Genomic DNA, 16377 nt, shown 5'->3' with positions numbered 1-16377 from the left:
AACAAAATTAATTCACACTAATTATGAAATCACTTAAGCAGTATCATTTATCCGAGACTTCAAAAATTGTATCACCTTCTTTACCAGGAGAAAAGTCAAAAAAATTATTAGATCTTCAAAGCGAAATTGAAGGGAGAGTTGTTTCTTATCCGAAGAGTATGCCTATTGCTATAAAAAGAGCAAAAGGTAGTATTATAGAAGATGTTGATGGAAATCAGTTCATTGATTTTTTCGGAGGTTGTGGCGTACTTAATGTAGGTCATGGAAACGAGTATGTTCTGGATTATGTAAAAGAACAACAAACAGAGTTAATTCACGCATTGGACTTTCCTACAGAGAATAAAATGTCTCTCATAAAAAAAATATTAAATAATTTACCAGAACAAATACGTGACGATTACAAGGTTAGTTTTGGTGGCCCTACAGGCTCTGATGCTGTAGAAGCAGCAATAAAGTTGGCAAAGATAAAAACCGGTAGAGACGGTGTGATCGCTTTTACAGGGGGCTATCACGGGATGACATCGGGTGCCTTGGCCGTTACATCAGACACATTTTTTAGAAAAAAACTAACATCACTTATTCCTAATATTCATTTTGTACCTTATGGTTATTGCTATCGTTGCCCATTTAATAAAAATCATAAAAATTGTAGTTTCGACTGTGTCAGTCATTTTGAGTGGATTCTAGAAACAGGACACTCTGGTATTGCTAAACCAGCGGCAATCATTTTAGAACCTCTTCAGGGAGAAGGAGGTAATATTTTACCAAAGAATGGATACTTAGAGCGTATTGTAGAGGTTGCTCATAAACATGATATCATTGTGATTTTTGATGAAGTACAAAGTGGTTTCTTTAGAACCGGTGCTTTTTTAGAGTTTATGAATACCAAAGCGGTACCAGATATTATTTCTTTTTCTAAAGGGTTTGGAGGAATTGGATTTCCTATTTCAGGATTGATCTATAGAAAAGAAGTTGAAGCTTGGGGCCCTGCCGAGCATATCGGAACTTTTAGAGGGAATCAGGTAAGTATAGCAGCAGCTCGTGGTGCTTTTGACTTTATTGAGGCTTATAATCTAGAAGAACATACGAAGGATATAGGAGCCTATTTGGTAAAAGGTCTCGAAAGTTTAGAAATGGAAATTCCATTTATTGGCGAAATAAGAGGTAGAGGAATGATGATAGGAGTCGAGTTTGTTAAAGATAAAAGCACCAAAGAACCTTTCCCAGAATTTGTGAAAAAATTTAGAACAGAATGCTTTCAAAGAGGACTGTTATTCGAAGTTGGAGGACACTATAATAATGTGTTACGATTAGTGCCTCCTCTAGTTACAACGTATTCGATTGTAGATGCCGCCATAGAAATAATGCGAGAAGCTATTGTAGTGTGTGCAGAAGAATACTTAGAATCTGCGCTTGTCTAAATTTTAAAAAAAATAAACCAATAGAAATGTTACCAACTAACCGATTGAATTCTGAAGATGCTACTTCAGGAAAAACATTGTTGCACCTGTTTGAAAAACATAGAAATACCTCTCCAAATAAAGTTATATATAGATTTTTACCAAATGGTGAAGAAGAAAGTGATTCGAGAACCTATCAACAATTATATGATAGATCCAGAGTTATTGCTTCTAATATTTTGGCAAAAGTTAAGCCGGGGGATCGAGTTTTATTATTGTATCCATCGGGATTAGATTTTGTAGACGCGTTTTTAGGTTGCCTTATGGCAGGAGTAATTGCTGTTCCTGCTTTTCCACCACAAGGAAAACGTAGAATAGGAAGACTTGAAAAAATAGTAGCAGATAGTAAAGCTTCACTCATTTTAACAACAGACAATGTTTATTCTAAAAGTCATAAATGGTTTAGTGATGAGGTTTTTTCTGAAATAAAATGGCTTCAAACCGATACGATAAAAGAATTTATTGAAATAGATTTTCCTGTAGTACATTCAGAAACAGTAGCTTTTTTACAGTATACATCTGGATCTACAGGAGATCCCAAAGGGGTTATCGTAAATCATGCCAATATTTTACATAATAATAGGCTGATTCAGAATTGCTTTCATCTTACAAAAAAGACCATAGGAACGAGTTGGTTACCCATATATCACGATATGGGATTAATAGGAAATATTCTTCAAGCATTTTTTGTTGGTTTCGAGATGATCATTTTCCCTCCTAATGCTTTTATTCAAAAACCATTACGATGGTTACAGATCATTTCTAAATACAAGGTTACTTATAGTGGAGGGCCAAATTTTGCATATGACTTATGTACGAGTCAAATAAAAGAAGAGCAATTAAAAGACTTGGATTTAAGTGATTGGCGAGTGGCTTATAATGGTTCAGAACCCATTCGATTAGATACCATGAATAGATTTGCTGCTTATTTTAAGAAAGTTGGTATAGACGAGACCAACTTATTTCCTTGCTACGGAATGGCAGAAACAACTCTTGTGGTAAGCTCAAGCAAATTTGCAAATACACCTTCGGTGTTAAACATAGATAAAAGCGAATTTCATGCTGGAAATGTAAAGTTATTGAATGATAAGGATACAGAAATCGATCAGATAAAGTTTGTGGGTAATGGCCCTGTTTTGGGAGATATGAAGGTCAAAATTGTAAACCCAGATACCAAACAGGTTTGTAAGAAAGGAGAAATAGGCGAAATATGGGTGAACGGGCCTAGCGTTGCCAATGGATACTGGAATAGAAAAGAATTGTCCAAGACTATTTTTTCGGCCTATACCACCTATGCAGATGGAAAAGAAAACAAAAAGAATGGGCCCTATCTACGTACAGGAGATATGGGATTTTTACACGAAAATGAATTATACATTTCTGGTAGACTGAAGGAAATGATGATTTTTAATGGAGTGAATTACTTTCCTCAAGATATAGAAAGAACCGTTCAGTATTCGAACCCAGATTTACAGAACAATGCAGGAGTTGCTGCTGCGATTGACGTAAAAGGTGAGGAGAAGTTACTAATTGTTCAAGAAATAAAGCGTACAAGTTTACGCAGTTATAAACTCGAAGAAATTGTTAAAAACATATGCGAATCGGTTCTGTTAGAGCACGAATTATCAGTGAATAGCATTGTTTTGGTAACGCCAGGTAAAGTAGGAAAAACATCTAGCGGAAAAATACAACGACTAGGGACTAAAATTGCTTATGAAAATAACACTTTGGACGGGATTCTGGAGACCTGGACTATAGGAAAAACTCTGGATCAACATACTGAAACAGCTGTAGAGATGGACAGTTCTTTAACAAAAACTGCTAAAGAAACAACAGCGTGGTTACAAAAGACAATTGCTTCAGAGCTTAATCTTACTTCGGTAAATATAGATGTAAAAGCTTCTTTTGCATCACTTGGTATGACTTCGTTTCAGGGGATTAGGTTATCAGGATTGTTATCAGAATACCTTGATAAAGAAATCTCACCAACATTAATTTATAGTTATCCAACCATAAACGATTTGGTAACGCATCTGCAAGGAGCCGAGAAACACTTTCAAAATCAGGAAAACAATCGACTTCAAGATAATGAACCCATTGCTGTTATTAGTATGGCGTGTAGGTTTCCTGGTGCATCAGATATAGAAACCTATTGGGAAAACTTGGTAGCAGGAAAAGATGCGATTACTGAGATTCCAAAAAGCAGATGGGATATCGATCAGTACTATAAAAAAGAGGTAGATGGATATAGCATGAATACGCGTTGGGGAGGATTTATAGAAGATGTAGATAAGTTTGATGCCTCTTTCTTCGAGATATCTCCTAGAGAAGCAAAATTAATGGATCCACAACAACGTATATTGCTGGAGCTAAGTCATGAATTGATAGAGCGTTCTGGATATGTACCGGCAAATCTAAAAGGATCAAAAACGGGGGTATACATTGGGATAGAACAAGTAGATTATGGGGTTTTTATCAATGATTTTCAAAAAGATTTATACTCGGGAGCTGGAGCGGCACTAAGCATGTCTCCAAATAGGTTGTCTTATTTCTATGATTTTAGGGGACCAAGTATGGCTGTAGATACAGCATGTTCGGCATCTTTAACAAGTATTCATACTGCGGTAAAAGATCTTAGAAATGGTGATTGTACAATGGCCATTGCAGGAGGAGTAAACCTTACCTTATCTCCGCATATAACAGTGGCATTATCACAAGCAAGTATGATGTCTATAGATGGTAGATGTAAAGCTTTTGATGATTCGGCAAACGGTTATGTACGTAGTGAGGGATGTGGTTTAGTTTTACTAAAACCTTTATCCAAAGCAATTGCAGATGGCGATAAAATAGAAGGAGTCATAAGAGGATCTGCTATCAATCAGGATGGCCGAAGTAATGGGTTAACCGCTCCAAATGGTCTAGCGCAACAAGATGTTATCGAATCGGCATTACAAGCAGGAAACTTGCTTCCTAACGAAATAGATTATGTAGAAGCACATGGTACGGGTACCGCACTGGGAGATCCAATAGAGGTAAATGCTTTGGACGCTGTTTATGGACAAGATAGAGATCAAAAGACTCCTTTAATTATAGGATCGGTAAAATCTAATATCGGTCATCTGGAAGCCGCGGCGGGAATCGCCGGATTTATCAAAACACTTTTGTGTTTGAAGAATAATCAAATTCCAGGACAACTACATTATTATAAACCCAATACACATATTAATTGGGAAAAATTAAATGTAACCATTCCTGAAAAACTGAGGTCATGGGAAAGAACAGGAAACAGACTTAGAAAAGCAGGGGTCAGTTCTTTTGGTTTTGGTGGAGCCAATGCACATGTTATAGTAGAAGAAGCTCCTGTTATAACAGGAAAAGAGATACAAAATGAATTAAATGCAAGACCTTATGAGTTAATCACCTTATCAGGAAAAGGACAAAAAGCCTTACAAAGTCAGGTAGAAGGTTTAATTCAATACCTGGAAGCAAACCCAACGATTAGTACAAAGGAACTATCTTTTAATAAGGCAATAACCAGAAGCCATTATAGCAATCGACTTGGAATTGTATGTGAAGATCAAAAAAACCTGATACAGCAACTTAAAAATATTGAAACAAAAGAACTAGAGAGTAGCAAAAAACAATTCCTGAATATTACTTTTTTATGTACAGGACAAGGATCACAAAATATTGGTATGGGCAAATCGCTTTACTATAGCGAACCTGTTTTTAAAGATGCTTTGGATCAGTGCGCCAGTATACTAAACACGTATTTAGAAGAAAATTTATTAGCCGTTTTGTTTGCCGAAGAAGGTAGTGAAAAGGCAAACTTGCTAGGGCAGACTGCATACACACAACCAGCACTTTTCTCATTAGAATATGCATTATACAAATTGTGGGAGAGTTTAGGAATTGTACCCGATGTGTTATTGGGGCATAGTGTAGGAGAAATAACCGCAGCATGTATCGCAGGAGTATTTTCGCTAGAAGATGGTTTAAAATTGATTGCAACCCGAGGTCGATTAATGCAAGAGTTACCACAAACAGGAGCAATGGCTTCATTAAGTTGTAAGGTAAGTTTGGTGTCAGAATATCTTGAGAAGTATGAAGGTAAAGTGAGCCTAGCAGGAATTAATAGCCCTAATCAAACAGTTATTTCTGGAGAAAAAGACGCAGTAACAGATATCAGCAAGGCATTATCATTAAAAGGAATAAAAACTAAAGAGCTTAAAGTATCACATGCCTTTCATTCGCCACTAATGAAACCTATGTTAGGGGCGTTTAAAAAGGTAGCAGAAACAATCACTTATAAACGACCAGAAAAACAACTAATTAGTAATGTATCAGGTAAACTGGCAGGTGATGAAATCTTGTCTGCCGCCTATTGGGTTGCTCATGTTATGGAGCCAGTAGACTTTTTACAAGGCATGGAGTCCCTCGAAAAACAAGGAGTAAACACTTATATAGAACTAGGGCCGCATCCTGTGTTAATTACACAAGGAGAACAATGTGTGATGGATAGCAACGCTATTTGGATAGCGTCGATGCGAAGAGATAAGGATGAAATACAACAGTTTTTGGAAAGCTTAAGTACCATTTATGAAGCTGGAAAAAACATTGATTGGCCATCCTTTTATAAAGGACGTGCTACCGAAAAAATAGATCTTCCGACGTATTCGTTTCAACATAAAAGTTATTGGATAGAACCTACAACTCAAGCACAACCACCACAGGAAAATACCAATTCTATAGTAGAGAAAACGCCTGAAACAGCCAAGGCAACGACTTCAGAGAGAGTGTTTAAAGAGATTGAAAAACATCTTAGAGATATTATTTCTGTGTCATTACAAATGGATGCAAACGAAATTTCGTTGCATGACCCATTATTACAGCTAGGTGCCGATTCGTTGGTATTGATAGAGGTGATCAATAAGATCAAAAAGAAGTATAAGATTCAGCTTTCGATCAGAAAATTATTTGAAGAGTTACATGATCTAAATGCAATCATAAATTATATTATTTCAGAAACCGGTTTAGAAGCACATCAGATTCAGGATGTAAATAATGATATTGTTGTAGAAACCAAGTATGATAGAGATGCTGCTTTTAAAGATATAGAAAAACACCTTAGAGACATCATTTCTGTGTCATTACAAATGGATGCAAATGAGATCTCATTGCACGATCCATTATTACAATTGGGAGCAGATTCGTTGGTATTGATAGAGGTGATCAATAAGATAAAGAAGAAATATAAGATTCAGCTTTCGATCAGAAAATTATTTGAAGAATTACATGATCTAAATGCGATTATAAATTATATCATAGAGCAGACAGGTCTTGAGGGATATCAAGTAAAAAATGAAGAAGATAGTCTACCTCTAGATATTAGTTGTCCTATTTCTGGACCGGCAAAACAAGTAAACGGAAGCAGCTCGATTTCTGATCAAACTTCATTATCAACAAATGGTTTGAGTCAAAAGTCAAATGACGTTCAAAGAATAGCAGTTGCTACAGGAAATACTTCGAGTGCTCAAATCATGAAAGAACAGTTCATGGAGCAAAATAGAGTGATGACTCAAATGTTTGCAGACCAAAATGAACTTCTTTCTAAACATATTACTTCATCTAACCAAGGTATTTCCGAAAGTTTTGTACGATTTAATGAAGTGCTTAAACCTACTAATGGGCAATTGATTGAGAGCAATGGTAATGCGATAAAAAGTCAAACACCAAAAGATAAAGTGAGTTTACCTGGTTCTTTTGGCAGTAAGGATTTTTACTTTCAAAAATTACCAAAACATCAGGAAGAGCAACTGCCAGAGTTAATCGCAAACTATACGCAAAGAACACAAAAATCAAAAGCTTTTGCAGAGAAGAACAAGGCTGTTTTGGCAGATTACCGATCGGCTTTTAAGTTCAATATTGCGACTAAAGAAATGGTGTACCCAATTGTTAGTGATAATGCTCTGGGATCACGTTTTACTGATATTGATGGGAACGAATATATTGATATCGTTAACGGGTTTGGTTCTTGTATTTTTGGTCATCGTCCAGACTTTATAACCAATGCTATTCAACATCAGAATAACGAAGGGATTAATATTGGCCCTATGTCCAAATTATCTGGAGAGGTAGCAGATTTGGTTTCAGAATTAACCGGATTAGAAAGAGTATGTATTACGAATACCGGAACAGAGGCAGTTTCTTTTGCTTTACGTATTGCACGTGCCGTGACCAGAAAAAGAAAAATAGTCATCTTTTCGGGCTCGTTTCATGGGCATGGAGAGGTTACTTTAGGAACACAGGGAGATACCGAGAATATGGTAGAGCCCATGTCTTCTGGGATTCCTTATGGGATGGTAAAAGATCTAATCATACTTAGTTACAATGATGATGATATTATAGAACAAATCAGAGAGAATAAAGATGATTTGGCCGGAGTGATGGTAGAGCCTGTTCGAAGCAGATATCCTCATTTTCAACCCAAGGAGTTATTACATCAATTAAGTGCGGTAACCAAAGAGCTGGATATCCCATTGATATTTGATGAAATGGTGACTGGCTTTAGAATCATGCCAGGAGGCGCACAAGAACATTTTAATGTAAAAGCAGATATTGTTACCTATGGTAAAATTGCCGGTGGTGGAATGCCTGTAGGTATTGTTGCAGGATCTCCTAAATATCTTGATGCCGTAGATGGAGGTGTTTGGCAGTATGGAGATGATTCTTACCCAGCAGCCGATAGAACATTTATCGCAGGAACATTTACCCGTCATCCTATGGTAATGGCAGCTTCAAAAGCAGTACTAACCCGAATTAAAGAAATAGGAGTAGACGCTTATCGTGATCTCAATCAACGAAGTGAAAACTTAATGAACCGATTAAATGCCTATTTCAAAGAGCATGCATTGCCGATAGAAATGGTACATTTTGGTTCTTTGTTTTCGTTTAAATACAGAGGCAATTTTGAATTACTTTACTTCAACCTCGTTCAAAGAGGAGTGTATGTATGGGAGTCAAGTAATCTTTTCTTAACCTTTGCACATACCGATGAAGATTTAGATTACTTATACAAAGCAATTAGCGAAAGTGTATCGGTAACCTATAATGCTAAAAAGAATCAAAATATTTCTATAGCATCAACGAAGAATGACGAAGTAATTACTGCCGATCTTACGCTTGCACAACAACAACTATGTCGATTAGATGAGATCGAGATAGAACGATCGCTCTCCTATATGATCTCTTTTGGTCTGAAAATGAATGGAGATGTTAATATAGACTTAGTCAAAAATGCGCTAGGTATAATCATAGAGCGACATAGGATCTTAAAAAGTAAAATTTCTGAAGATAGAAATGCTTTATTATTGGATGTTTCGGTACCGTTAGAAATAAAAGAAATTGATTTTTCTGGTCATGAAGAAGCGCTTAGAGAAGAAAAGTACCTATTGTTTACTAAAGAAAATGTAAATACTCCTTTCTCTTTTCAAGAAGGTCCATTTGCACGTATACATTTAATCAAATTCTCTAATACAGAATATAGGTTATTAATAACGATGCATCATGTTATTGCAGATGGGTGGTCTTCTGTTCTTTTTATTAATGAATTTACAGAATGTTACAATGCATTATTAATTGATAAACAACCTATAGCACCGGTAAAAGTAGAGTTTCCAGAATATGTGAATTGGTTACAACAAAACAAGAGTAGTCAACAATGGAAAGAAGACGAACAATATTTGTTGGATACTTTTTCGGGCAAATCTTTTCATATTCAGTTACCATTTGATAGAAATACTGCTGTAAATATTCATGAAAGTAATTCTATACAATTAACGATACCTAAGGACAAGGTTCGTGAATTAAAAGATTGGAGCAGTGCTAATAACCTTACGTTGTTTATGACATTTCTTTCTGCGTTCGAACTTGTGTTGTTTAAGTTAAGTCAGCAAAAGCATATCGTAGTTGGGATTCCTGTTACAGGTCGATCTATGCCTAATACAGAAAAATCGATGGGGTATTTCTCTCATATTGTACCCTTATTATCTAGCTATGATCCTGATCAAAATATTAATAGATATTTAAAAACACTTACCTCTCGATTGTTTGATGCTTTTGATCATCAGGAATATCCATATGCAGATTTTAGAGAGTTAATGAAGGGAGATGAAAAGACAGCATTTGGTGAAGGTGTAAATGTAAATTTCAACTTTGATGTGAGTTTAGGAAGTCCAAAAATGGAAGGCCTTGTCACAGAATTTGAAGAATACAGACCAGAATATGTTGAGTTTGATTTGGCACTTAATGTTATAGAACATCAGGATGAACTTATCCTAACTTTTGATCATAGAAAATCGTATATCGATGAGGTACACGCAAACGAATTCTTAGAATATTTTGAGCAAGTTTTGCATCAGATAACAGATGAGTTTGATTATAAGTTATCTAATATCGAATTACTGTCTGATCGTAAGAAAAAGGAATTATTTCAACTTAATCATTTATCTGTAGGATACCCGCGTACCAAGACGATTGCCGATTTATTTGAGTATCAGGTTCACAGACGTCCCGATGCGATAGCAGTAAAGTTCGGTGATGAGCAGTTGACTTATAAAGAATTGGATGAACGTTCGAATCAATTGGCATCCTATCTTGTTAAACAAGGTGTGGTATCTCAGGAGCTGGTAGGTATTTGTGTACCTCGTTCATTAGATATGATTGTTGGTATTTTGGGGATTGTAAAATCGGGAGCAGCCTATGTTCCTATAGACCCTGATTATCCCGCAGAGCGTATAGGGTATATGCTTTCAGATTCTGGAGCGAGTAAGGTGATTAGTAGCGCTAGTTGTGCAGAAGTATTGACTGGTGCAGATAGTCTAGAGATTATTTATCTAGATACAGATGCTGATACGATCCAGAAAGAATCCACATCGCGATTAGACATTGAGATTTCTGCAGAAGATTTGGCCTATATTATCTATACATCAGGTAGTACAGGTAAACCCAAAGGAGTAATGATCGAGCATAGAAATGTTGTTCGATTGTTCGAGAATGATGCTTCGTTATTTGATTTTGATGAACGAGATGTTTGGACGATGTTCCACTCGTTTTGTTTTGATTTTTCGGTTTGGGAAATGTATGGGGCCTTGTTTTATGGAGGTTGTTTGATAGTTGTTCCTAAAGAGGTTACCAAGAATACGATATTGTATAAGGAGTTATTAGAAAAAGAACAAGTCACGATTTTAAACCAGACACCTTCTTCTTTTTATGTGTTACAGGAAGAGTTTTTGTCGAGTTCATCAACTCATAAATTACGCTATGTAATTTTTGGAGGTGAGGCTTTAAATCCAAGTAAGTTAGCACGTTGGAAATCTGACTACCCATCTTGTAAATTGATCAATATGTATGGTATTACCGAAACGACAGTACATGTTACCTACAAGGAGATTGGTGAGGAAGAAGTATTACATACGACCAGTGCGATTGGAACCCCTATTCCCACGCTTAGCAGTTATATTCTGGATGGTGATTTTAATCTATGCCCATTAGGAGTTGTAGGTGAGATCTGTGTATCTGGAGCTGGGCTAGCCAGAGGATATTTAAACAGAGCCGAGCTTACCGCCGAACGCTTTGTATCGAATCCTTACTTAGAAGGAGAGAAGATGTACCTGACAGGAGATTTAGGGCGATGGTTACCCGATGGTACGATCGAATATATTGGCAGAAAAGATGATCAAGTCAAGATACGTGGTTATCGTATAGAGTTGGGAGAGATCAGTAATGTATTATCACAGCATCCAGGAATAGAGAGTTGTTGTGTATTGGCCAAAGAGGGTACCGCAGGTAACAAACGTTTGGTAGGGTATGTGGTTGCAAAAGGAAACTTTAATAAAAAAGCAATACAAGATGCATTACATGAGCAATTACCTGCGCATATGGTTCCGCAGATATGGGTGTCGTTAGAAACAATGCCACTAACATCAAATGGTAAAATCGATAAAAAAAGTTTACCAGATCCAGAAGAAACCGATCTTTCTACACAAGAGTACATAGCTGCACAAAATAATCTGGAAGAAGAACTGGTGCAAATATGGCAAGAGCTATTAGGAATTCAAAAAGTAGGTATTGATGATAATTTCTTCGAATTAGGAGGAGATTCTATTATTACTATTCAGGTAGTTACCCGACTAAAGAAAATAGGATATCATATACAACCAAGAGATGTATTCGAAAACCAAACCATTTCCAGGTTATCAAGAGCTATAGAGGCATCAACAAGCTCTATTGTTGGTGAACAAGGGATATTAACAGGTAGTAGTGATTTATTACCTATACAGCAGCGATATCTAGAAACCATTTATGATGCATCGTCACATTACAATCAATCACTTTTATTAGAAATTGATAAATCTGTTAACGAATCTTATCTAGAAAACGCAGTTAAGGTATTGGTGAATCGACATGATGCATTACGTTTTGTATACCAACAAAATGATGAAGGCGTATGGAATCAGTTTTACGGAAATGTAGAAGGGGCTGTTGAGGTAGTAGATTTAAGCGAAATACCATCAGAGGATTTAACAAGTTCGATAACAGAAATATGTAATACATATCATAGTAGCTTATCAATAGAAAAAGGAGAGGTTTTTAAAACAATATTGATAAAAACCCCATCTTCAGAGATTAGAAATCGATTATTTATCGTTGCAGACCACTTGGTAATAGATGGTGTTTCCTGGCGAATTGTATCTGATGATTTAAGGACAATTTTAGATTCATTACTACATAATGAAGAATTGAACTTTAGCTCGAAGAGTAGTTCTTATCGACAATGGGCAACGGCGATGAATACCTATGCAAGAACCGTTGCGGTTACTGATCAGGAATCGTATTGGAAATCTATTGCATCTTCATATTCAGCATTACCTACAGATAGAACATATGCTGATTCTAAAATGAAAGATGTTCTTGAGCATACAGTGGTTTTGCCAAAAGAGGCAACTACTTCTTTACTAAAAGAAGTTAGCCAAGCATATGGTACCGATATGAATGATATGCTATTAAGTAGCTTGGCTTTAACCTTAACTAATTGGGCAAGCCAAAACGAAATAGTAATCGGTATAGAGGGGCATGGTCGTGAGGATATATCCAAAGAGATAGATGTAAGTAATACAGTGGGTTGGTTTACCAATTTATTTCCTGTTGCTTTATCTGTAACTCCTAACATTTCTAATAGTGATTTAATAAAATCTACGAAAGAAGAACTACGTCGTATTCCTGCTAAAGGAATGGGATATGCCGCATTGCGGTATTTGCATCCATCTTCAGCAATAAGAGAAGAAATGGCAGCTGCACGTTGGGATATTCTATTTAACTACTTAGGGCAATTTGATAGTTTGACAGGTACTTCTTCTTTGCTAGAAATGGCAAAAGAAGCTACCGGAAACCCAATGGGAGATGAGGCATTGTTTGCTCATAAACTAGAATTGGATAGTAGTGTGATCGGCGGAGAATTAGTAATGACATGGAGCTATTCTGGTAAAGAGTATGACACGACTACCATAGAAGAGATTGCCAAACAATACACGTCAAATCTTTTAGAGCTTATTTCTCATTGTACAAATAAGGAACAAAGAGAACTAACACCTTCAGATTTTGGACTCGAAAAAGATGTAAATTATCAAGAATTTGAAGCCTTCTTAACAGAAAATAAAGACCGTGTACCCGTATCGGTTTATAAGTTAAGCCCGGTACAGGAAGGAATGTTATTTCATAGTCTGTTTGATGAAGGTTCTAATGCATACATAGAACAGCTGGCCGTTGATTTTCAATCTGGAGTAGAGGTGTCCATCTTAAAATCTGCATGGGAGTATGTCATCAATGCACATACCATTTTACGAAGTGCATTTTTTCATGAAGAGTTAAATATTCCTGTACAATGTGTGTATGACAAAGTAGATGTACCTTTTACAGAGTTAGACTATAGTGGATTGTCAGAATCTGAATGCGAGGAAAAACTAACTTCGTTTTTAGCAGTAGATCGAGCATTAGGTTTCTCATTTGATCAGGCGCCTTTGTTACGCATTACCCTGATAAAAATTAATGACACCTCGTATAAGATGATTTTTACCAATCATCATATCTTACTCGATGGTTGGTCAATGTCGATCATTTTTGAAGAATTTTTAGAAGCGTATAAAGCACTTTCTGCAAAAACGACATTACCACCAAAAAAAGAAGATGTTTACCAGGATTACATAAAATATATTGCTGGTAAAGATATTTATGAAGAGCAAGAATTCTGGAGAACCTATACAGAAAATATAGAATCTCCATGTATGCTACCATTTGCAAAAGAGAATGTATCCAGAAATAAAGCTTCAGGAGAGTTTGGAGAATCGTTATTATCTCTTGATGCTAATTTGGTAGAAAAACTATCAAACTATGCACAACAATATCGATTAACTGTCAATACTATTGTACAAGGAGTTTGGTCTTTATTGTTGTCTAAGTATACGGCAAATAATAGTGTAACCTATGGAGTTACGGTTTCTGGTCGCCCTTCAGATTTGGAGTCTTTAGAACAACGAGCAGGATTATACATTAATACCATACCCTTACATACTCAAATAGAAGAAGGGGTAACCATAGTAGATTGGCTTACAGACCTACAGTTAAATCATACCGAATGTAGAGAACATCAATATTCGAATTTAGCAGAAATACAAAGAGTAAGTGCTGTTTCTGGAGATCTGTTTGATAGTGTTTTGGTGTTCGAAAACTACCCGATTTCCGAAGTAATTTCTGATGGAGAACATGGGCTGGCATTTGATAATGTAGAACTTAAGGAACATACAAATTATGTGTTGACCATTTCGGTAGAATTAGGTAAAGGATTGGATATAGAGTTTAGCTATAACAAATCGATACTAGAAGAACAGGTGGTAAAAAATATCGCAGGACACTTCAAAAAGGCCTTGCATCAATTTGTAGCGAATCCAGAAGGAACACTATCAGATGTTACTATTCTTACTTTCAAAGAAGAGTATCAATTATTAGATGTTTTTAACGATACCAAAGTTACGTACCCAAAAGACAAGACAATTTTAGATATTTTCAAAAATCAAGTTGAAACTTCTCCAGAAGCAATAGCCGTTGTTTTTGAAGATAAAGAACTCACTTATGAAGATTTGGATAAACGCTCTAATCAGGTAGCACATTACCTGATAAAAGAAGGAGTACAACCAGGAAGTTTAGTAGGAATTTGTATAGAGCCCTCTTTAGAAATGATAATTGGGGTGTTAGGTATTTTAAAATCAGGAGGTGCTTATGTACCGATCGATCCAAATTACCCAGCAGATCGAATTCATTATATCATAGAAGATAGTAATGCTGCTGTTTTTGTTACTAATCAAGCAAATGAGTCTCTGGTAAAAGACAAAAAAGAAGTAACCATCATTGCATTAGACAGGGACCAGGAGCAAATAGAAAAAGAACCCGTTACTGCTACGAAGGTTAGTATCGATCCAAAACAATCAGTATATATAATTTATACTTCAGGTTCTACAGGACGACCAAAAGGAGTAGTTATTAGTCATACGAGTTTGTTAAATATGGCTTTATGTTGGCAAAAAGAGTATAAACTAGATAGTGCTACCTGCTTATTACAAATGGCAAGTTTTTCTTTTGATGTATTCTCGGGAGACCTGTGCAGAAGCTTATTGTTTGGTGGTAAAATGATATTATGTTCATCAGACACTCGTTTGGATATTGTTGGGTTGTACAACTTAATTTTCAAATGGAATATCAACATCCTCGAAGTTACTCCTGCATTGGCAACTCCGCTATTGGATTATATTTATGAAAACAACCTGGATTTTTCTTTTATGAATCTCTTGATTTTAGGTTCTGATGTTTGCCCGGTGGTTGATTTCAAAAGACTATTGAGTCGTTTCGGAACATCGATGCGAATCATTAATAGTTACGGAACCACAGAAACCACCATCGATAGTTGTTATTTCGAAGCCAAAGATGCTAACAGCCTTGATGGTCTGGTAAATGTACCCATAGGAAAACCATTGTACAATACCAGCTTTTATATTCTTGATGATGCTAAAGCACCAGTGCCGGTTAATGTAGCGGGTGAATTATACATAGGAGGAGCTGGATTGGCCAAAGAGTATTTAAACAAACCAGACTTAACAGAAAGTAAATTTATAGCACATCCTTTTAAAGAAGGCGAATTGGTCTACAAAACAGGAGATTTAGCCCGATGGTTACCCGACGGGAATGTAGAATTTATTGGTAGAAAAGATAACCAGATAAAAGTTAGAGGATACCGTATAGAACTTGGTGAAATCGAAAGCGTGTTAGCTTCAGAAGAAAGTATCAAGAGTTGTGCGGTAATGCTAAAAGAAGACATTCAAGGTATCGAACGTTTTGTAGGGTATATTGTAGCTAAAGAAGGTTTTGACAAGAAAAAAGTTCAGGAATATTTAAAATCTAAGTTGCCAGACTATATGATTCCTGATACGTGGGTAGTATTAGACAAACTTCCGATTACCAATAACGGAAAAATTGACAAAAAAGCATTGCCAGCTTTGGATTTAGCATCGCTTTCTGCTCATGAATATGTTGCGCCAACAAATGAAATAGAAGAAAAATTGGTAGACATATGGCAAGAGTTACTAGGCGTTGATAAAATAGGAATTCATGATAATTTCTTTGAGCTAGGAGGTCACTCTCTACTTGCCACACGTCTGGTGTCTAAGATTCGTAAAGTCATTGGTACCGAAATTTCTATCAAAAATGTTTTTCAGTTTGACATATTAGAAGATTTGGCAAACTATATACGCATTACCAATCTTAATCAAGAAAAAGAAGAAGAATACACAACAACCATCAATATTTGATT

At 36.1% G+C, this 16377-nt stretch carries 2 protein-coding genes; both read left to right on the top strand.

Annotation, left to right across the window (positions count from 1 at the left end; all coding sequences use genetic code 11):
• Positions 1 to 23: 23 nt before the first annotated feature.
• Entirely contained in the window at positions 24 to 1421 is a 1398-nt protein-coding gene (locus ABW636_RS04945) for an aspartate aminotransferase family protein (protein WP_367588845.1), read from the top strand.
• A gap of 26 nt (positions 1422 to 1447) precedes the next feature.
• Positions 1448 to 16375 (top strand): non-ribosomal peptide synthetase/type I polyketide synthase, encoded by a 14928-nt coding sequence (locus ABW636_RS04940; protein ID WP_367588844.1) that lies wholly within the window; start codon positions 1448 to 1450, stop codon positions 16373 to 16375.
• Positions 16376 to 16377 lie beyond the last annotated feature (2 nt).

Source organism: Aquimarina discodermiae (assembly GCF_040786235.1).
GTDB lineage: Bacteria > Bacteroidota > Bacteroidia > Flavobacteriales > Flavobacteriaceae > Aquimarina.
Note: the sequence above shows the minus strand (reverse complement) of the source record. Positions and strands in the feature narration are given on the sequence as shown.